The following is a 19,405-nucleotide window of genomic DNA, read 5'->3' as shown; positions in this document are numbered from 1 at the left end:
ATAAAAATATTAGCTCATTTTGTCGATGTGTCATGTATAATGAAACTCGTGGATTAAAACAAAGACATATATTTAAATATTTTACTATACATAATGCAACACCTAGTGATAGAAACAATCTGGTCAACATCTGACTGAATCATCAGGAAGAAAGACACAGGAAGCACAGATTGGTCGCAGAGAATTTGCTGCTTTCTCATGTCGCTTGGGAAATTGTCAAAGGAGGAACTATACGTGAAAAAGTTTATTACTTTCGGTTTAGCTTCGGTGATTGGAGCGAGCGGTTTATTTATTCCATTTACTCATGAAGCAAATGCACAGAACTTTGAACAAAAGAAACAAGAACTAGACAGCAAGCAGTCAGAGGTAAACAAGAATCTTCAAAAGAAAAAAGAAGAGCTTTCAAAGCTTGAGGCAAAACAAGAGGCACTTGCGCTAAAGCTAAAAGAAATTGACGAAAAAGCTTTAAAAACAAGTGATCAAATCGAAGAAAAACAAAAAGAAAACGAAAAAACAAAAAAAGAAATCAAAGCACTGAAAAAAGAAATTGCTGATACAGAAAAACGTATCGAAGAAAGAAACGAATTCTTGAAAAAGCGTGTACGTGCGCTTCAAGAAAGCGGTGGTTCTACGAAATACATAGATGTATTACTAGGAGCAAAAAGCTTTAGCGATTTCATCAGCCGTGCAGGTGCTGTATCTACATTAATCAACGCAGACAGCGAAATCATTAAAGAACAAGAAAGAGACAAAGCGGAATTACAAAAGTCTGAAAACGAATTAAACACAAAGCTTGAAGATGTTCAAAAGACGCTTGCAAAGCTTGAAACACTTCAAACAGACTTAAATAAACAGCTTGATGAGAAAGACAAGCTATTCAAGCAAGTGAAAAAGCAAAAAGGAAGTGCCTCTTCTCAAATCAGCGAGTTAAACACTGAGGCAAACAGCATTGCATCTGAAAAAGACGCAACAATCGCTGCTCAAAAACAAGCTGAAAAAGAAGCACGAGAAGCTGCTCAAAAAGCAAAAGAAGAAAAAGCACAAAGACAACAGCAGCGTCAAGCAGCTGTTCAAGCTGAAGACAACAGCTCTAATAACGACAGCGGTTCTTCTTCAAATAACAGTGGATCTTCAAATAACAATAGCAGCAGTTCACCAAGCAAAAAGCCATCTTCTGGCGGTGGATCACCTGTCAGCAATAACGTAGGCGGTATCGAAGGTGCAATCAGCACAGGTTCTACGATTGTAGGACAATCTCCATATAAATGGGGCGGCGGCAGATCACAAGCCGATATTGACGCACGTCGTTTTGACTGTTCTTCATTCGTTCGCTGGGCATTTGCATCAGCAGGCATCAACCTTGGACCAGTTGGCGGTACAACAACAGATACGCTTGTAGGTAAAGGAAGAGCTGTAAGTGCATCTGACATGAAACGCGGAGACCTTGTGTTCTTTGATACGTATAAAGTAAATGGACACGTTGGTATTTACTTAGGAAACGGTACATTCTTGAACGATAATAGCTCTCGCGGTGTTTCAGTTGACTCTATGAGCAACGTTTACTGGAAAAAAGCATTCAATGGCGTTGTAAGAAGAGTCGTTGAATAAATCATTACTTACTATATAACCGTAAACAGGCTTCCTTAAACAGCAGTTTAAGGAAGCTTTTTCTTTTTTTGAAGATATGAGCAAATGATTCGCTTATTACCCGCAGATTTAATAGGATATGGGTAAGGAATAAAAGCTAAGAGTGGAAATGATGCTCTCTGTCATGAATGGAAGCATCACCCAAGGGCATTCTAATAAGAAATGCTAGCAGCAATTGAAGAGGGAGTGACAGTTGTGTCAGAAGAAAAAATCTACGATACGATCATCATTGGAGCGGGTCCTGCCGGAATGACAGCCGCTGTTTATACATCACGGGGAAATCTTTCAACACTGATGATTGAAAGAGGAATTCCAGGCGGCCAAATGGCGAATACGGAAGATGTCGAGAACTATCCGGGCTTTGAAAGCATCTTAGGGCCGGAACTTTCAAATAAAATGTTTGAGCATGCAAAGAAATTTGGTGCCGAGTATGCGTATGGCGATATTAAAGAAATTGTAGATGGTGAAGAGTACAAAACCGTCAAAGCTGGTTCCAAAGAATACAAAGGACGCTCTGTCATTATTGCGGCAGGTGCTGAATACAAAAAAATTGGTGCACCAGGCGAAAAAGAACTTGGCGGCCGCGGCGTGTCATACTGCGCTGTATGTGACGGTGCCTTCTTTAAAAACAAAGAGCTTGTCGTGATTGGCGGAGGAGACTCAGCAGTAGAAGAGGGTGTTTACCTCACTCGCTTTGCATCTAAAGTCACAATTGTCCATAGACGCGACAAACTACGTGCCCAAAGCATCTTACAAGCACGTGCATTTGATAATGAAAAAATCGACTTTATGTGGAACAAAACCGTTAAAGAAATCAATGAAGAGAACGGGAAAGTCGGCAGTGTGACATTAATTGATACCGTGACAGGTGAGGAAGAAGACTTCAAAACAGATGGCGTCTTTATCTACATCGGTATGCTGCCGCTGTCTAAACCATTTGAAAATCTAGGGATTACAAATGCAGAGGGTTACATTGAGACGAACGAAAGAATGGAAACAAAAGTTGAAGGAATCTTCGCAGCTGGAGACATTCGTGAGAAAACACTTCGTCAAATCGTCACAGCAACAGGTGATGGAAGTATTGCAGCACAGAGTGCACAGCATTATGTAGAAGAGCTTGCTGAAAAGCTAAAAGCAATGAAATAAACAGCTGTCGTAAATCCTTAATATTGCGTCACGGGCTTTTAACTGGAATGTAACACGGGTGAAACAATTATCCGTTATGATGAAACTAGTAATTGACCCCCTTTTATAAGGAATACATGTTTGGCACGGATGTGAATCCGTGTCCTTTTTTTTTGCTTAAAATCAGAAATTCACGAGATGTTCACAAATGACGCATGGAGAACCGTTAGATGTTGTAAAATAAAGAATAGATAAAGTGCCCGTCACCATATTCATACGAAAACCTGTCTGTTTTCAGTGAAGAACGGGCATGTTCATTGTGGGAGTCATGATGAACCTGTATAATAAGAAAAAGACATAAAAGAGTAGGTGACAGCTGATGCAACGAGTAACCAATTGTGTGCTGCATCACGAAGATCAAGTTCTCTTGCTGCAAAAGCCAAGACGAGGCTGGTGGGTAGCACCTGGCGGCAAAATGGAGAGCGGAGAATCGGTCAAGGATTCAGTCGTTCGAGAATTTAGAGAAGAAACAGGCATTTATATTTTAAATCCGCAGCTAAAAGGCGTGTTTACCTTTATCATAAAAGAAGGCGATCAAATCGTTCAAGAGTGGATGATGTTCACCTTTATGGCAGATTCCTTTACAGGAAAAAACGTATCAGAGTCGGAGGAAGGCATTTTAAAATGGCATGATGTAAAAGATGTGCCCAGCTTGCCGATGGCTCCAGGAGATTCCCATATTCTTGACTTCATGTTGAAAGGGAAAGGACTTCTCCACGGCACTTTTACGTATACACCAGATTTTGAGCTGATTGCTTATCGATTAGATCCTCAAGGAGACTAATAAATGAACCGTTTTCATAAAGAAGGAGAGGGAGCAGGCATGAATACGCACAAACAAGATGATATTCAGCTTGTGATTATTACAGGAATGTCAGGTGCGGGGAAAACCGTTGCCATCCAAAGCTTTGAAGACTTAGGTTACTTTTGTGTGGATAACTTACCGCCATCACTTTTACCGAAGTTTCTAGAGCTCATGAAGGAATCCAATTCAAAGATGAGCAAGGTGGCCCTTGTGATGGATTTGCGCGGACGCGAATTCTTTGATAGCTTAATTGCTGCCTTAGATGAGATGAGTGATATCGGCTGGATCACACCAAGGATTCTATTTTTAGATGCAAACGATAAGGTGCTTGTCTCAAGATATAAAGAAACGAGACGTTCTCATCCCCTTGCGACAACAGGTTTGCCGCTCGAAGGAATTGAGATGGAACGCGATCTGTTAGAAGAGTTAAAAGGCCGGGCTCAAATGATTTTTGATACATCGGATTTAAAACCCAAACAGCTTCGAGAAAAAATTGTCGCACACTTTGCCACGAGCCAAGGGCAGGTGTTTACAGTGAATGTGATGTCCTTCGGTTTTAAATACGGTCTGCCGATTGATGCTGATCTTGTATTTGATGTGAGATTCCTGCCGAATCCTTACTATATTGAGAGCATGCGTCCACAGACTGGAAACGATGAAGAAGTACGTTCCTATGTCATGAAGTGGAGTGAAACGCAAAAGTTCACGGAGAAATTAATCGACCTTCTCAGCTTTATGCTTCCGTCCTATAAACGAGAAGGGAAAAGTCAGCTGGTGATCGCCATTGGCTGTACAGGCGGACAGCACCGATCTGTGACGCTAGCGAACTACTTATCGGAGTATTTTAAAAATGACTACTATACACATGTCACTCACCGGGACATTGAAAAGAGAAGCAGAAAATAGATGACGACACTACCAAAGGTTGTCATTCTTGGCGGAGGCACTGGCTTATCTGTTTTACTTAGAGGATTAAAGACAAAGCCAGTGGACATTACCGCCATTGTGACGGTAGCTGATGATGGAGGCAGCTCAGGCAGACTGCGACATGATTTGAATATTCCGCCTCCAGGCGATATTCGAAATGTACTTGCGGCACTCTCTGATGTCGAACCGCTTGTAGAAGATTTATTTCAGCACCGTTTTAATAAAGGGAATGACTTAACAGGCCACTCTCTCGGCAATCTCATTCTTGCGGCTATGACGAATATAACCGGTGATTTTTTTCATGCCGTCACAGAAATGAGCAAGGTCTTAAATGTGAGAGGAAAAGTATTGCCAGCAGCGAATTCAAGTGTTGTTCTTCATGCGGAATTAGAAAACGGGCAAGTGGTAACAGGAGAATCAAAAATCCCAACCTATGGTGAGCGAATTAAACGAGTGTTCCTCACACCCGATACGATTGAGCCGCTCCCAGAATCGATTCAAGTCATTCGTGAAGCCGACTTGATCGTCCTTGGACCTGGCAGCTTGTATACAAGTATCTTGCCAAACTTGCTTGTACCGCATATTGGCGAAGAAGTCATTCGTTCTAAGGCGAAAAAAGTCTATATTTGCAATGTCATGACACAGCCAGGGGAAACGCTTTCCTACAGTGCAGCTGATCATGTGCAGGCACTAAACGATCATATGGACCGACCATTTATCGATACGATATTTGTGAACAATAAAGAAATTCCAGAAGAAATCAAAGCAAAATATGCAGAAGAACAGGCGCAGCCTGTACAATTCGACACAGATGTACTCAAAGCCATGGGACTAGAAGTCATCCCTGGGGAAATCATTACATATGACCAGCATGTGATTCGTCATGATACGTTGAAAGTAGCTGCGCTGCTTGTCGATTTGCTGCATCAGAAAAAATAGGAATGGGGGTGGCAAGGATGTCATTTGCATCCGAAACAAAAAAAGAGCTGACTAATCTGGAAGTGAAGGACTGCTGCACAAAAGCAGAGCTTTCTGCCCTCATCCGTATGAACGGTTCATTATCTTTTTCTAATCGAAAATTGATTTTAGATATACAGACAGAGAACGCAGCCATTGCAAGACGTATTTATACCCTTTTGAAAAAGAAATACGATGTGACTGTCGAGCTGCTCGTTCGTAAAAAAATGAGATTAAAAAAGAATAATGTGTATATTGTCAGACTGGTAGAACGAGCGAAAACCATTTTAGAGGACCTAAAGATATTAGGTGAACAATTTGTATTTGAACGCAACATTTCAGAAGAACTTGTGAAGAAAAGATGTTGCAAGCGTTCCTATATGAGAGGTGCTTTTTTAGCAGGAGGTTCTGTGAATAATCCAGAAACCTCTTCGTATCACCTTGAGATTTTTTCACTATACAAAGAACATAATGATGCTCTTTGTGAGCTCATGAATCAATTCCATCTTAACAGTAAAACACTTGAACGCAAAAAAGGCTTTATCACATACATGAAGGAAGCGGAGAAAATTACGGAATTCTTAAGTGTTGTGGGTGCTCATAACTCATTGCTTCGTTTTGAAGACGTGCGCATCGTCCGAGATATGAGGAATTCTGTGAACCGGCTCGTCAATTGTGAAACAGCAAACTTGAATAAAACGATCGGTGCCTCACTGCGCCAGGTTGAAAATATTCAATTCATTGACGAAAAGATTGGACTAGACGCCCTGCCAGATAAGCTGCGTGAAATTGCGCAACTGCGTATTGACTACCAAGAAGTCACACTAAAGGAACTTGGCGAAATGGTGGAAAGCGGCAAGATCAGCAAATCAGGCATTAATCACCGTTTAAGAAAGCTAGATCAAATTGCAGAACAATTAAGAAACGGACAAGCTGTTACACTCAAATAGGGAAATAAAAAAGGGAGGCAGATCATATGGTGGAAAAAACGGTCACAATTCAGCTGAAAACGGGTTTGCAGGCACGTCCGGCTGCTTTGTTCGTTCAAGAAGCCAATCGTTTTGGTGCTGATATTTTTCTAGAGAAAGATGGGAAAAAGGTCAATGCGAAGAGTATTATGGGACTGATGAGTCTTGCGATCAGCTCTGGGGTCACCGTCAAACTAATAGCTGATGGAGCAGATGAACAAGAAGCCATCGATGCGTTAACGGATTTTATCAATCAAGAAAACTGAGTCTCTTTCAAGGGCTCAGTTTTTTTAGGAGGGAAAGTTGTGATTCAATCAGCCTTTTTACGGAAAATTGGATATGAAGCCGCGTCCATTACGTTTGATCAATTACCGGATTTACTAAGGAAGATGGCTTATACCTTTCCTTTTGAAAATAGATCTGTGGTGGGTAAACACGCCTATGCTTTGGATCAAGAAGGTTTGAAGCATCATCTTCTGGAAGGCAGCAGAGGTGGGCTTTGCTATGACCTCAATCCGCTCTTATATTATGTCTTAAAAGAGGCAGGTCTCGCCGTAAAGCTCGTTCAAGGGACCGTATATAACAAAGAAGCAGAGAAGTGGGCACTGGATGGGACGCATGTAGCCATCGTCCTTCAACATCACCATGAGCGCTACCTCATTGATGCAGGATTTGGTGTGAATTTACCCCTTCAGCCCGTCCCTTTTACAGGTGAATGGGTGGAAGCACCGTCCCTTCGTTTTCGCGTGAACGCAGAGGAAACAGAAAAAGGAACCCATTTACTCCAATTGGATAGGGGAGCAGGTGCTGAAACAGGTTATGCTTTCACATTAAAAGAAGTCGGTGAAGATACACTTGTGCAATTGCGGCATGAGATTTATGAAAATGAAGCCTCTCCTTTTAACAAAAGGCTGCTTGCATCCAAACTGACACCAACAGGTCGTGTGATCGTGACAGAGGATCATGTCACAATACATGAACAGGAAGAAGTATCGAAAAACTTGCTTCCTCAACCTTTTGAAGTATATGTACAAACACTTCTTGCGCCTAAATCATAGAGACAGTTTGCTTGAATGGTTGTCTTTGCGGATAGGCAAACTCTTGTACCTACTGTCGCACTCACGAATGTTAAATGTGCACCCCGGCTTGCCTAGCTGAATTCCCCCTTTAGGCGTATGACTCACCGCTCATAATTGCTGTCAAAAAAGCCGGGGTTAGTATCGTACTTTATCAAGTGCTTTTCATCATTCTATTCCCCTAATATAATGAATCAATATAAGTGAACATGGAGGGATGCCAAATGGATGTATCGCAAAAATCGTTGAAAACAATGATAAGCAACACTAAACTAACAAAAAAGGAAGAAGAAATAGCGGAATACATTTTAAATAATGTAAGAGAAGCATGTCTTGTTACTTCAATAGAACTAGCTCATAGATTAAAAGTGAGTAATGCTACAGTTGTTCGATTCCCGAAAAAGTTAGGCTTTTCTGGATATAGTGACTTTCAAAAATATCTTAGAGAACAGTACTATGACAAAAGCTTAGCCATTTCTGATGATGTGACCATTCCCTCTGAAAGATTAAAATTAAGTTATGATAAAGTGATACAGTCAGATTTACTGAATGACAATTTAAAAATTCTTGAAAAAAATATATATTCTATTTCAGAGAAAAATTCATCTGAAGAGTTTAACAAGGCAATCAATTATATCATTGACGCTAGAAGAGTTTATATTTTAGGTAGTAGAGCTAGAACTGGGTTAACCGAAATAATGGGAGTTTTCCTAAATCAGATCATTGATCATGTAGTGATTAATAGTCAACAATCGTTTACTCCGTTTGATTCCTTAGCTTCATGTAGTCAGGATGATTGTGTCCTTATTTTTTCATTCCCAAGATACTCTGAAGTAGACTTTGCAGCAGCCAAAATGGCAAAAGAAATCAATGCGAAAGTTGTCATCATTACTGATAAAGCCACAGCACCTATAGCACATTTTGCTGATGTCCTACTTTTAGTTTCAGTGGATAGTAATGCATTCTTCAATTCTTACACACCTGTATTATTTTTAGCTGAGTTAATATGTACACATGTCAGTCGAGCGACAGTCGCTCATAGTGAGGAAAAATTAGAAAGAATTAATAAACATATTAGCCAGTTTGGTATGTATTAATAAAAAGTATAGTTGATATAAATATGATCTGACCTTTGCAGGTGTATTTGAATTCTTTAAGGGAGGTCAAGCTTGTATGACTACAATCATGTATGACTCCAATAAAGTAAATCCGCAAAAAACGACCCACCAGTTTTTCTAATTGGTGGGTTATTGTTTGTTTACTTTACAACATGACTAATGGAGAAATTCTGAGAAACTGTTCATGTGTTGAGAAGATAAAAAATGGAACAGGACTAGGAAATGATAAACTTATATTTTTTGAAAATTTCAAAAAATATTGTTATTAACAAAATGGTTATGATAAAATCAAAATGAAATAAATTCTTCATATTTTTTAAAAAAAGAATAAATGAAAACGCTTGCTTGTGTGACTGGTTCTTCATGCTGATTTCTATAAAGTGTATTAATTCAAGTGATTTGGAAGAAATATTTAGTGTGAAAAAAACCCGTCATGTTTTTTAACAAGATAACTGACAGAAAAAGAAGCTTATATCATCATAATGATGAAGAAAATTATTCATTTATATTATTTTGAAGAATTTCAAAAAACATTTTCTGTGTTGTAGAGGAGGAAGTATGTTGAATGATTATAAAGTAGGGAAATTAATGGATCAGCAGCTATTAAAGGAATTACGTGAAAAATTTTCGTTTCTATCCTTTGACCCAGACTATGGGGAAAGACTTTTTTTTGATAATTCAGGAGGCTCTTTAAGGTTAAAGGAAGCCATCAAGGTGAAAGAAAAGATTGATTTGTTACCGGATTGTCCAGAAAGGTACCATCAAAGAGCAACAGATCTGAATGATGTGATGGACAAATGTAAGAGTGATGTATTGAGTGTCATGTTCGGAGCTGAGTCAGGTTCTTTAATAACAGATTTAACAGCTTCTCAAGCCATGTTTAAAATGGTCTCAACTATTATTGAAAATGTTGAGGGAACGAATGCCGTCACGACTAATATTGAACATCCTTCTGCGTATGACTCATTAGAATTTTACTGTCAAAAGAACAATAAAGAATTTAGAGTTGCTAAAGCAAATGTGAATACAGGCTTTGTTGATCCCGAAGCGATCGCTGATAAAATTGACGAGAATACGATTTTGTTAAGCGTCATTGCTTCCAGTAATATTTCAGGAAATATCATGGATCTTGAAGGAATGATAAAAGCTGCTAGAAAGAAAAAACCAGATTTATATATTATTGTTGATGCAGTCCAGCATATGCCGCATGGGACTCTTCATGTAGAAAAGCTTGGTATAGATGGAGCAAACTTTGCACCATATAAGTTTATGGCGTCAAGAGGTATTGGATTCGCTTATGTTTCAGACAGATTATCGAAACTTCCACATCAAAAATTAATAGCAAAGGATGATCGTGAATGGGAACTTGGTTCACCAACACCTTCGCTATTTGCATCTATGTCAGCTGTTATCGACTATGTATGTTGGCTGGGTTCGTACGACAGTATTGGAGAAATGTCTAGAAGAGAGAAGTATCTAAAGGGTATGAAAAAAATAGTTCTTCACGAAAGAGCACTACTCCATCGACTTCTTGAAGGCAGTGATCAGATCGAGGGATTGAGATATATGAAGAACGTAAAAGTTTTTGCGGATGACCCTGATTTAACGAAAAGAGATCTCATCGTTGCGATGGGAATTCAAGGGATAGAGGATGAACAACTAAGAAAGGATTATCAAGATCGAGGAATTACCGTTTATGAACGAGTGAATACTAGTGTCTACTCAAAACGTATACTCGAAGCCATTGGATTAACTGGTGCGATAAGGGTTTCACCGTTCCATTGTCATACAGAAGAGGACATCGATCAATTTTTATGTGTAACCAAAGAGTTATCTGAAACGAAGAGAATGAGCAAACTCATCAACTAGGGGGGAACTACTAATGAAGAAATTAGGTCTCGGTACAAAAGTATTTATTGGGTTTGTCATCGGTATATTGCTAGGTTTAATCTTTAAAGAAAAAATATTAATCATTAAACCTATTGGGGATATATTCTTAACACTCATTAAAATGATCGTGGTTCCGCTCATTTTTTTCTCCATCACTTCTGGAATCTTTAGTATTGGTGATGTTCAAAAATTAAAGAAAATCGGAACAAAGACGCTGATTTATTATATTGGAACGACTTTAATAGCAGGTGGAATCGGTCTTTTGGTTGCGCATATATTTAAACCGGGGAATGGAATTGATATTGATAGTATCAAGACATCGTCCGAATATAAAGCTGCCAATATTCCTACTTTTGGAGAGACAATATTAGGTCTATTTCCATCAAATCCTGTTCAGGCTCTAGCAGAAGGAAATCTCATGCAAATTATCATCTTTTCCATTTTCTTGGGAATATCCATCGTTTTAATAGGAAACAAATCAGTCACCCTTAGACATTTTTTTGAAGAAGGTACACAGGTAATGTATAAAATGACAGGAATCATCATGGCATTTTCACCTATAGGTGTGGCTGCTTTAATGGCTTGTACGATTGGGGAATACGGTTTGGGGATATTTGGGCCTTTAGGCAAATTTATTTTAGTTGATTATATCGGTTTGATTTCTGTCATCATTTTGATGTACTTGTTTATGTTAAAATTCATAGCGAAAATTCCCTTATCCAAGTTCTTTAAGTCAATAGGTAAAATTTGGGTAGTGACTGCGAGTACGACAAGCAGTTCTGGAACATTACCTGTTACTATTTCTGTGACGAAAGAAGATTTTAAGGTGAAAGAGGAACTAGCGCAATTTACCCTTCCTATTGGAGCAACGATGAACATGAATGGTGCCGTTGTGTATTACTCTGCTGCCATCATATTTGTATCCCAAATATATGGGATTGAGATGCCAATTAGCCAGCAACTACTAGTCATATTAATGACAACTTTAATATCAGTTGGATCGCCCGGGATTCCTGGAGGTGGTATCGTTATGACCATTATGCTGTTAACTACATTAGGACTCCCTATGGAGATAGTTGGAATGATTGCTGGGATTTATAGAATCATCGATATGGGACACACCTCACTTAACGTGACAGGTGACGTAGTCAGTACACTGTGTATTGCGCGTAGTGAAAATATGATTGAAGATGAACAACTAAATGTGAATAAAATAAACGATATAAAATATTAAACGAGTTGATGTAAAGGTATAATTAACTTAATATTCTGTTTATTGAAAATAACATGATTGCCTAGTGATATATCTCATTTAGCAATATCAATTGACACAACGTTTGCAGCCCGCAAGCAAACATGATAAAAAAGACAGCTCATCAAAGGGCTGTCTTTTTCATTGATTAACGAATCCTCGTAAATGTCGCATAGTGATCGGTTGTTTTATAAATGAGCCAGTCACTTGAGTATACTAGGCGGTCAGCATTACGGAAACCGGAGACGTAGTTGATGTCGGCTTCACGCCATGTACGGCCACTAGCGGATGGAAGGCGTCCCTCCCGATTAGAGAATACGTCTCCACCGATGCTTTTGCCTGGCGCGACTTCAGCTAAATTTCCTTTTGATGCCACCCATCCGAGGGCGCTCGCTTGTGATTTGGTGATGTAATTATCAGGTAGTCGTTTATTGCGGATTAAGTAATCTGCTACACCATCAAAGGTATTAATGACGGCAAGGGTACGAAGGTCTGGTGCAAGCTGTACGGAAGCAGTCTCATTTGTGGCTGTTGGTGTAAGTGGTGTTTCTGCATGGACTTGCTGCGGGATAAATCCAGAAAACAGAATGGCAGCAATCAGAGCGAACAGAGTAAAAATCGAACTTATTTTTTTCATCTTGATCCTCCTCAAAAGGAAATGGGATGCCGTCCTCTTGATGCTTGTCTACCTCATATTATAGCACCGGCATATGAAGAGAATGTAAAGAATCAGGAGATTGGAAAAAATGAGGCTTTTTGACCTACTGTCTCTAGATGACGTAAACAAAAAGACGCAGTTCCCTGCGCCTTTTTTCAATTAAGATGAGGCAAGCTCCTTCACAATATCAACAGGGGCTTTGCCGTCAATTCCATGAAGCACATTATGAATGGCTCGTTTCAGCATAAGATCTCTTGTCGTTTCAGTAGCGGAACCGATATGCGGGGCAAGCGTGACATTGTCCATCTCTTTGAAAGGATGATCTTCCTGAAGCGGTTCTTGCTCATACACATCCAGACCAGCTCCTTTAATCCACCCTTCCTGCAGTGCTTGAATGAGGCTTTTCTCATCGACGGTTTTTCCGCGGGAGATGTTCACGAATAAAGCTGTCGGCTTCATTAATTTCAATTCCCGCTCTCCTATCATATGGTACGTCTCATCCGTCAGCGGTGTGATTAACACAATGATATCAGCTTGCTTCAGCAAGTCATCCAGTGCACAATATACAGCGCCATATGCCGATTCGGCTTTCTCGTTCCGGCTCCGGTTGTGATAGAGGACGTTCATATCAAAACCATGAGCGGCTCGTTTGGCTACTTGCTCACCGATTCGTCCCATCCCAATGATCCCAAGCGTTTGATGATGGACATCAATGCCGAATATATCTTCCTCTTGAACAAATTTTGTCCATTTTCCCTTGCGGATAAAACGATCAAGCTCGGCAATTCTCCTCGCAGAAGAGAGAATGAGCGAAAAGGCAAGATCAGCAACGGTATGATCGAGTGTATAAGGCGTGTGCGTACCAATCACGCCTCTTTGTCTCATGGCTTCTAGATCAAAATTGTCATAGCCGACTGAATTATTGCTCACCACCTTGAGTTGGGGTGCATGATCTAATAAATCTTGATCAATTTTCGTACCAGATGTTAAAAGGCCATCAGCCTTCTGCAGCTTCTCAAATAATAGATCTCTTGGGATCGGATCCTTTGACTGCCATACCTCATATGTACAATGTTCTTTTAACATGTCTTCAAAAGCGGCAGGTAAGGGTTTGGCGACAAAAATATGTGGTTTCATCATCACAACTCGCTCCTTTCACATGGTCATCTTTCTCTTTTTATTATAAAGCAACCATTTTGGCAGTACACGTTTGAATATGAGCTGCTCAATATTTAATATACTGAAATAACTGAAAAGGAGAGATTTTTATAGTGAAAGAGTAAATGACATGGCCATCTGATGTCTTTTTATGATGTAGAAAAACGAGTGATTAGTAGATGAGTCATAGAAAAATGCTAGATGTTTCGAGAGATAATCTGACAAACTGGAAAAAAGATCGAGACTTTTTGATAGAAAATTTATTATATTTGCAGTGTATTAAACGGGATGGTCATTTTCTACTAAACCTTTTCATCGTCTTTTGGTGAAATGAGAGCCATCATTTGTAAGCAAAAGCCGCATATCCCCTGTGCTGAAGCGGAACAAAGAGCAAAATAGAGAAAATGCTTACATATTCTCTCATCGTTTTCTCATTTTTTTCTTTTTTTTCTATCATTTTTCTTCTCTATGCTTGAGAACACACAAGGGAAAAGGAGGCCAGGTAAGGCGTTACAATCACTTAAAAAAGATAGGAGATGACAGGATGGGATCAACATTAGAACAGATTCTTCAGCACAATGAAGACTTTGTGAAAGAGAGACAGTATGAGCCTTTCAAGGCGGGAAAATTTCCTGAGAAGAAATTGGTTATATTAACTTGTATGGACACACGCCTGTTGGAATTATTACCCCAATCCATGGGGCTTCGTAACGGTGATGCGAAAATCATTAAAAATGCAGGAGCCATCGTCACACATCCATTTGGCAGTGTCATGCGGAGTATTTTACTAGCCATTTATGAGCTGAAAGCAGAGGAAGTATGCATTGTCGGACATCATGAATGCGGAATGGCAGGCCTTGCGGCAGACCCTTTACTTGAAAAGGCAAAAGCACGGGGAATTGAGGAAAAGTGTTTGAGCATTGTGAAAAGCGCAGGTGTCGATTTAAAGGGCTGGCTGACAGGCTTTGATTCAGTGGAAGAGAGCGTATCTCAAAGTGTGAAATTAGTCAAAGAGCACCCGCTCATGCCAAGTGATGTAGCTGTTCATGGACTAGTGATTCATCCGGCAACAGGAAAGCTGGATGTCGTTATAAAAGATAAACAGATTGACCCGCAATATACCTAAATCATCTACACATACTTGAAGGAGGCCAACACATACCATGCGTTTTTATGGAAGATTTGAAGGTTATGATTCATCAAAGTTTAGACGCGATTTAATCGCTGGGCTTGTCGTGGGCGTTGTGGCAATTCCTTTAGGCATGGCTTTTGCCATTGCATCTGGTGTCGGACCAGAATACGGATTATACACAGTCATCGTTGCTGGCATTTTGATTTCATTGTTTGGTGGTTCAAAGTATCAGATCGGCGGACCGACCGGGGCATTTGTTCCAATTTTATTCGGGATCGTCAGCCAGTACGGTATTGAAAACTTACTCATTGCTGGTTTTATGGCAGGCTGTTTGCTTGTGTTATTCGGAATATTCAAACTAGGAAAGCTCATGAAATTTATTCCTCGTCCGGTTATCATCGGCTTTACTGCTGGCATTGCTGTCATTATTTTTTCAGGACAGATTGCCAACTTCCTCGGATTAAAGGGTGTTGAAAAGCATGAAAGCTTTTTCCTCAATATGAGAGAAATCGTGGTCCATCTCGGTACCGCAAACAGTCTCGCCATTCTCACAGCGATTGTTGGGCTCATCGTGATTTTGGCGGCACAAAAATACATTCCCAAAATACCTGGTGCTCTATTAGGTCTACTCGTTTCAACATTTATAGCTGTTCTCTTTTTTCAAGGACAAGTTGAAACCATCGGCTCTGCATATGGCGAAATCCCTCGTCAGCTGCCAACTTTCGCTTTCCCTGAATTAACGATTGAAAAAATAATTTATCTGCTGCCGCCGGCTATTGTCATTGCGCTTTTGGGCGGCGTGGAGTCCATCTTGTCAGCTATGGTTGCTGATAATATGAAAGGCTCAAAGCATGACAGCAATAAAGAACTCGTCGGGCAAGGAATTGCCAATATGGCGGCACCGCTTTTCGGAGGGATTCCAGCGACTGGAGCGATTGCTCGTACGGCAACAAACATTAAAAATGGCGGAGCAAGCCCCATTTCAGGAGTCGTGCATGGTGTCGTCGTCTTGCTCATCTTAATGTTATTTGCACCATATGCATCGATGATTCCGCTTGCTGCCATGGCACCGATTTTGATGTTTGTGGCGTGGAATATGAGTGAGAAAAAAGAGTTTATCAATATTGTCAAAGTCAAAAATGCGGATTCCCTTGTGCTCGTCGTGACCTTCCTGCTGACGGTCATCGGTGATTTGATTATTGGCGTGACTGCAGGTCTCATTTTAGCGTTTATCGCCTTTATCAAAAAAATGAGCCAGACAACAAATATCCACACAAATGTCGCTGTTCCTCAAATCGAAACGGCGGCTGCCTTAGAAAGGGAGACCGATCAGAAAGGGATTAGTATGTATTCGATTGAAGGGCCACTCTTTTTCGGTACAACCGATTCATTGGAAAATTCGATTTTGGATCATGTTCAGACAAAGCCGAAAACACTCATTTTGCTTATGAACAAAGTGAATTATATGGACACCTCAGCAGAAGCGGTTCTGATGAACATTTCCAATCGATTAAAGCATCACAATGGAAAATTGATGATTGTAGGGCTTCAATCACAGCCAAAAGAGCTTTTGCATCGTACCGGTCTTTTCCATCACATTGGAAAGCAGCATTTCTTTGAACGAACGGATGATATTTCACCACAGCAGCTATAAAAGGCTAAAAAAAGCACGTGACATGTCGGTCACGTGCTTTTTACCTGCTCTTTTTCACTAGAAAACCGTTGTGTAAGTTTCTGTTGATGGGAAGAGAAGACCTCTTCTACTGTTACATCATAGAGATCAGCTAGAACTAGTAGATTTCCTAAGACATCCCCCATTTCTTCAATAAGGTCCTTTCTTAACGCGGCGACCTCCTGTGTTTTCTCATCAGGTCGATCGCGTCCAATTTCGACCGCCCTGACTGCACGAGCGAGTTCTCCTGTTTCTTCCATCAGGAAACCTAACCTGATAAACGGCCCGTATTCTGTCCAATTTCTCATTTTGTAGAAATCTTTGATCCATTTTTCCATTTCAGTTGTTTGCATTCTCTTTATACAGCTCCTTATATGGTGTTCATCTTCTAATTTTACACTATATATAGATGGAGTGGCTGTTTCTTTACAATGAATTATAGTAGAATGAGTGGGTGAAGAAATCATAGAGAGAGATGGAGCTGTTTTGATGAAAACGATTTGTGTGTTTGCTGGTTCGAATCCAGGTGTGAATGACATCTACAAACAAAAAGCTGTCGAGCTAGGGGCTTATATGGCAGAGCAAGGAATCCGTCTTGTATACGGCGGCTCACGAATTGGCTTAATGGGAGCTATAGCGGATGAGGTGTTAAAAAACGGCGGGCAAGTGATCGGAGTCATGCCACAAGGGCTTTTTAGAGGAGAGGTTGTGCATCAAGAGCTCACTGAACTCATTGAAGTCAAAGGAATGCATGAACGAAAAGCGAAAATGAGCGAGCTGGCCGATGGGTTTATTGCCATGCCAGGTGGTTTTGGTACATACGAAGAATTATTTGAGGTGCTATGCTGGGCGCAAATTGGCATCCATCAAAAGCCAATCGGATTGTATCAAGTGAATCAGTATTTCAAACCGCTCCTCGACATGGTGACGTTCAGTGTACAGGAAGGTTTTTCGAATGAATCACACCTTCAATTGCTGCATGCCTCTGGAGAACCGGAAGAATTGATTTCACAGATGGCTTCCTATCAAACACCGTCTCTTCAGCAGAAATGGACGGAGCTGTCTTAAAACAGATGCATAACAAAAAACCGCCTGTTCAAAGAGCAGGCGGTTTGTTTTGTGATTATTTTTGTTCTTCTGTATTACGGGTCAAGACTTTGTCAATGAGTCCGTATTGAAGTGCTTCTTCCGCTGTTTTGAAGTTGTCACGATCTGTATCGCGCTCAATGACTTCAATTGGCTGACCAGTACGTTCAGCAAGTACTTGGTTCAGTTTATCGCGTAAAGAAAGGATTCGTTTTGCCGCAATTTCAATTTCTGTTGCTTGACCTTGCGCACCACCTAGTGGTTGGTGAATCATCACTTCACTATTTGGAAGGGCATAACGCTTACCTTTTTCACCAGCAGCAAGCAGGAACGCACCCATAGATGCAGCCATACCAATACAAATAGTTGATACCTTTGGTTTAATAAATTGCATCGTATCGTAAATGGCCATACCAGCTGTGATCGAACCGCCAGGGCTGTTAATGTAGATAGAAATATCTTTTTCTGGATCCTCGGCTTCTAAGAAGAGAAGCTGTGATACGATGGAGTTGGCAACATTGTCATCGATCGCAGAACCAAGCATGATAATACGGTCTTTTAAAAGACGAGAATAAATGTCGTAAGCTCTTTCCCCACGATTTGTTTGCTCAATGACTGTAGGTATTAAATTCATAATGTTCCTCCTTCACCTTTTAGGTAAGTATGTAATTCAATGATACATTTTTGGTCAATAAAGGTCAAACAAAATGCTGACCTAAAATCAAATACCCCTATCCATTTTCCCCAAAACTCTTCCACTTCAAACCATCATATGAGTATATGTATGGGAATGAAGAAAATGCATCGACAGGGATAGCGATTAATCATTGCTTTCTTGCAGCATTTCCCTTATAATTTGATATGCTGACGTTCAAAAAACATATCGTGCGCTCGTAGCTCAGTTGGATAGAGCGGTGGTTTCCGGTACCACGTCTGCCGGGGGTTCGAATCCCTCCGAGCGCGTCTATAGGATCCGATGGATCATTTATGAAAGAACTTGAAAACCCTTTGAAATAAAGGGTTTTTTTGTTTTTTATGAGTGGTGTTGTGTGAGTAAATTGAGAGGAACTCTTCACTATGTATCAGCATTTAAGTGAAGTAGTTCATTTTGTATCGAAAAACACAGATTACAATTGTTAAAAAGACAAATTTTCTTTATGATAGCGATCAAGTAAAGTTTAATTGGTGTAAAATCATTGCATCAACAATATTCTCAAAGCTTGTTCAACGAAAAGGAACGAAAAGGGCAGAATTCCTTAATAAGGAGGCACTAATGAATTGTGAAAGTGTTTTACATCAAATTGAAGTAGCTGTTAAAACATTGATAAAAATAGTAAGTCAATTAGAAGAAACTGATTTAGAAAAAAGACCAACACCTCATAAGCAGTCTATCGGAGAGTTGCTGGAACACATTGCGATCATTTGTGAAGCTGACTGGCGTATTGCGAATGAGGCGACCCAAGAAGAGATGGAAACATTTTATGCTAATGTAGCATATAAAACTGTAAAGTCGATAGAAAATGGCTTAATGACTAATTTTCATGCATTAAAAAATAATTATATGAAATTATCGGACGCAGAGCTACTGTCTCGTACCACTTCCTATTGGGGTGTGACATATACAAGGTATGAATGGTTGTTAGAGATATTAGCACACGTTTATCATCATAGGGGGCAAGTACACGCTATGCTTGTTCACTGTTACGATAAAGACCCTAAAATTTCTATGTTTGAATAACTGTCCTCAATTCAAATCACCATCGTGTTGGTTCAAGTAATGTCAATTATACGTTCTTCGAGTTCATGCTCGACCTAGTTCACGATAGAAAAAGGTCTCTCAAACCCTTCTCCATTAAGAGAGGGGCTTTTGTGTG

General features: G+C 40.1%; 19 protein-coding genes and 1 tRNA gene. 16 read left to right on the top strand and 4 right to left on the bottom strand.

Going from position 1 to position 19,405, the window contains the following annotated elements; genetic code table 11:
• Nucleotides 1-234 precede the first annotated feature (234 nt).
• The 11 genes from AC0VYC_RS16095 to AC0VYC_RS16045 all read left to right on the top strand — a co-directional run bounded on the left by AC0VYC_RS16095 (nt 235) and on the right by AC0VYC_RS16045 (nt 11,807).
• Complete coding sequence (locus AC0VYC_RS16095) at nt 235-1,608, top strand: C40 family peptidase (protein ID WP_167403837.1); 1,374 nt, start codon at nt 235-237, stop codon at nt 1,606-1,608.
• Between the two features lie 234 nt (nt 1,609-1,842).
• Nucleotides 1,843-2,793 (top strand): thioredoxin-disulfide reductase, encoded by a 951-nt coding sequence (trxB, locus tag AC0VYC_RS16090; RefSeq protein ID WP_029575420.1) that lies wholly within the window; start codon nt 1,843-1,845, stop codon nt 2,791-2,793.
• A 358-nt stretch (nt 2,794-3,151) separates the two neighbouring features.
• A complete protein-coding gene (locus AC0VYC_RS16085) occupies nt 3,152-3,616 on the top strand; it encodes an 8-oxo-dGTP diphosphatase (protein WP_008348133.1) in 465 nt (154 codons plus the stop codon).
• A gap of 39 nt (nt 3,617-3,655) precedes the next feature.
• Entirely contained in the window at nt 3,656-4,543 is an 888-nt protein-coding gene (gene rapZ, locus AC0VYC_RS16080) for an RNase adapter RapZ (protein WP_024719879.1), read from the top strand.
• Entirely contained in the window at nt 4,544-5,503 is a 960-nt protein-coding gene (locus AC0VYC_RS16075; protein WP_008348128.1) for a gluconeogenesis factor YvcK family protein, read from the top strand. It abuts the gene before it with no gap.
• A 17-nt stretch (nt 5,504-5,520) separates the two neighbouring features.
• Nucleotides 5,521-6,471, top strand: a complete 951-nt coding sequence (gene whiA, locus AC0VYC_RS16070; protein ID WP_008348125.1) for a DNA-binding protein WhiA — start codon at nt 5,521-5,523, stop codon at nt 6,469-6,471.
• 26 nt (nt 6,472-6,497) lie between these two features.
• Complete coding sequence (locus AC0VYC_RS16065) at nt 6,498-6,755, top strand: HPr family phosphocarrier protein (RefSeq protein WP_008348124.1); 258 nt, start codon at nt 6,498-6,500, stop codon at nt 6,753-6,755.
• Nucleotides 6,756-6,794: 39 nt separating this feature from the next.
• Nucleotides 6,795-7,547 (top strand): arylamine N-acetyltransferase family protein, encoded by a 753-nt coding sequence (locus tag AC0VYC_RS16060; RefSeq protein ID WP_335350269.1) that lies wholly within the window; start codon nt 6,795-6,797, stop codon nt 7,545-7,547.
• A 242-nt stretch (nt 7,548-7,789) separates the two neighbouring features.
• Nucleotides 7,790-8,662, top strand: coding sequence for a MurR/RpiR family transcriptional regulator (locus AC0VYC_RS16055; RefSeq protein WP_039963728.1), 873 nt, complete (start codon nt 7,790-7,792; stop codon nt 8,660-8,662).
• 579 nt (nt 8,663-9,241) lie between these two features.
• Complete coding sequence (locus AC0VYC_RS16050) at nt 9,242-10,552, top strand: aminotransferase class V-fold PLP-dependent enzyme (RefSeq protein ID WP_335350268.1); 1,311 nt, start codon at nt 9,242-9,244, stop codon at nt 10,550-10,552.
• A gap of 13 nt (nt 10,553-10,565) precedes the next feature.
• Nucleotides 10,566-11,807, top strand: coding sequence for a dicarboxylate/amino acid:cation symporter (locus AC0VYC_RS16045; RefSeq protein WP_144679153.1), 1,242 nt, complete (start codon nt 10,566-10,568; stop codon nt 11,805-11,807).
• A 166-nt stretch (nt 11,808-11,973) separates the two neighbouring features.
• Here the strand turns inward: AC0VYC_RS16045 and AC0VYC_RS16040 are convergent, their stop codons facing one another.
• Nucleotides 11,974-12,462, bottom strand: a complete 489-nt coding sequence (locus AC0VYC_RS16040; RefSeq protein WP_144679154.1) for a ribonuclease — start codon at nt 12,460-12,462, stop codon at nt 11,974-11,976.
• Nucleotides 12,463-12,642: 180 nt separating this feature from the next.
• Nucleotides 12,643-13,620, bottom strand: a complete 978-nt coding sequence (locus tag AC0VYC_RS16035) for a 2-hydroxyacid dehydrogenase (protein ID WP_268372669.1) — start codon at nt 13,618-13,620, stop codon at nt 12,643-12,645.
• A gap of 565 nt (nt 13,621-14,185) precedes the next feature.
• On the opposite strand from AC0VYC_RS16035, the gene AC0VYC_RS16030 reads away from it, so the two are divergent.
• Together AC0VYC_RS16030 and AC0VYC_RS16025 are read left to right on the top strand one after the other, a co-directional pair.
• Nucleotides 14,186-14,767 carry a beta-class carbonic anhydrase gene (locus AC0VYC_RS16030; RefSeq protein WP_039169096.1) on the top strand — a complete coding sequence of 194 codons (582 nt, stop codon included), beginning with the start codon at nt 14,186-14,188 and terminating at the stop codon, nt 14,765-14,767.
• 37 nt (nt 14,768-14,804) lie between these two features.
• Entirely contained in the window at nt 14,805-16,427 is a 1,623-nt protein-coding gene (locus tag AC0VYC_RS16025; RefSeq protein WP_061420267.1) for a SulP family inorganic anion transporter, read from the top strand.
• Nucleotides 16,428-16,456: 29 nt separating this feature from the next.
• Here the strand turns inward: AC0VYC_RS16025 and AC0VYC_RS16020 are convergent, their stop codons facing one another.
• Entirely contained in the window at nt 16,457-16,798 is a 342-nt protein-coding gene (locus tag AC0VYC_RS16020; RefSeq protein WP_039169100.1) for a MazG nucleotide pyrophosphohydrolase domain-containing protein, read from the bottom strand.
• 136 nt (nt 16,799-16,934) lie between these two features.
• Here AC0VYC_RS16020 and AC0VYC_RS16015 point away from each other — a divergent pair, with 136 nt between their 5' ends.
• Nucleotides 16,935-17,513 (top strand): LOG family protein, encoded by a 579-nt coding sequence (locus tag AC0VYC_RS16015; RefSeq protein WP_327862219.1) that lies wholly within the window; start codon nt 16,935-16,937, stop codon nt 17,511-17,513.
• A gap of 55 nt (nt 17,514-17,568) precedes the next feature.
• Here AC0VYC_RS16015 and clpP read toward each other — a convergent pair whose 3' ends face one another.
• Nucleotides 17,569-18,165, bottom strand: coding sequence for an ATP-dependent Clp endopeptidase proteolytic subunit ClpP (clpP, locus tag AC0VYC_RS16010; RefSeq protein ID WP_007500118.1), 597 nt, complete (start codon nt 18,163-18,165; stop codon nt 17,569-17,571).
• A gap of 253 nt (nt 18,166-18,418) precedes the next feature.
• Here clpP and AC0VYC_RS16005 point away from each other — a divergent pair.
• Together AC0VYC_RS16005 and AC0VYC_RS16000 are read left to right on the top strand one after the other, a co-directional pair.
• Nucleotides 18,419-18,494, top strand: a tRNA-Arg gene (locus AC0VYC_RS16005).
• A gap of 310 nt (nt 18,495-18,804) precedes the next feature.
• A complete protein-coding gene (locus AC0VYC_RS16000) occupies nt 18,805-19,269 on the top strand; it encodes a DinB family protein (protein ID WP_096881887.1) in 465 nt (154 codons plus the stop codon).
• Nucleotides 19,270-19,405 lie beyond the last annotated feature (136 nt).

The organism is Bacillus sp. iso_77 (assembly GCF_056173625.1).
This window is presented reverse-complemented; position numbering and strand designations above follow the sequence as displayed.

Excerpts from the sequence above, each read along its gene's own strand:
- AC0VYC_RS16000 (WP_096881887.1), top strand. The coding sequence starts at position 18,805 with ATGAATTGTGAAAGTGTTTTACATCAAATTGAAGTAGCTGTTAAAACA.
- AC0VYC_RS16065 (WP_008348124.1), top strand. The coding sequence starts at position 6,498 with ATGGTGGAAAAAACGGTCACAATTCAGCTGAAAACGGGTTTGCAGGCA.
- AC0VYC_RS16050 (WP_335350268.1), top strand. The coding sequence starts at position 9,242 with ATGTTGAATGATTATAAAGTAGGGAAATTAATGGATCAGCAGCTATTA.
- AC0VYC_RS16045 (WP_144679153.1), top strand. The coding sequence starts at position 10,566 with ATGAAGAAATTAGGTCTCGGTACAAAAGTATTTATTGGGTTTGTCATC.
- rapZ (WP_024719879.1), top strand. The coding sequence starts at position 3,656 with ATGAATACGCACAAACAAGATGATATTCAGCTTGTGATTATTACAGGA.
- clpP (WP_007500118.1), bottom strand. The coding sequence starts at position 18,165 with ATGAATTTAATACCTACAGTCATTGAGCAAACAAATCGTGGGGAAAGA.
- AC0VYC_RS16015 (WP_327862219.1), top strand. The coding sequence starts at position 16,935 with ATGAAAACGATTTGTGTGTTTGCTGGTTCGAATCCAGGTGTGAATGAC.
- AC0VYC_RS16035 (WP_268372669.1), bottom strand. The coding sequence starts at position 13,620 with ATGAAACCACATATTTTTGTCGCCAAACCCTTACCTGCCGCTTTTGAA.
- whiA (WP_008348125.1), top strand. The coding sequence starts at position 5,521 with ATGTCATTTGCATCCGAAACAAAAAAAGAGCTGACTAATCTGGAAGTG.
- AC0VYC_RS16025 (WP_061420267.1), top strand. The coding sequence starts at position 14,805 with ATGCGTTTTTATGGAAGATTTGAAGGTTATGATTCATCAAAGTTTAGA.
- AC0VYC_RS16020 (WP_039169100.1), bottom strand. The coding sequence starts at position 16,798 with ATGCAAACAACTGAAATGGAAAAATGGATCAAAGATTTCTACAAAATG.
- AC0VYC_RS16040 (WP_144679154.1), bottom strand. The coding sequence starts at position 12,462 with ATGAAAAAAATAAGTTCGATTTTTACTCTGTTCGCTCTGATTGCTGCC.
- AC0VYC_RS16030 (WP_039169096.1), top strand. The coding sequence starts at position 14,186 with ATGGGATCAACATTAGAACAGATTCTTCAGCACAATGAAGACTTTGTG.
- AC0VYC_RS16055 (WP_039963728.1), top strand. The coding sequence starts at position 7,790 with ATGGATGTATCGCAAAAATCGTTGAAAACAATGATAAGCAACACTAAA.
- AC0VYC_RS16085 (WP_008348133.1), top strand. The coding sequence starts at position 3,152 with ATGCAACGAGTAACCAATTGTGTGCTGCATCACGAAGATCAAGTTCTC.
- AC0VYC_RS16075 (WP_008348128.1), top strand. The coding sequence starts at position 4,544 with ATGACGACACTACCAAAGGTTGTCATTCTTGGCGGAGGCACTGGCTTA.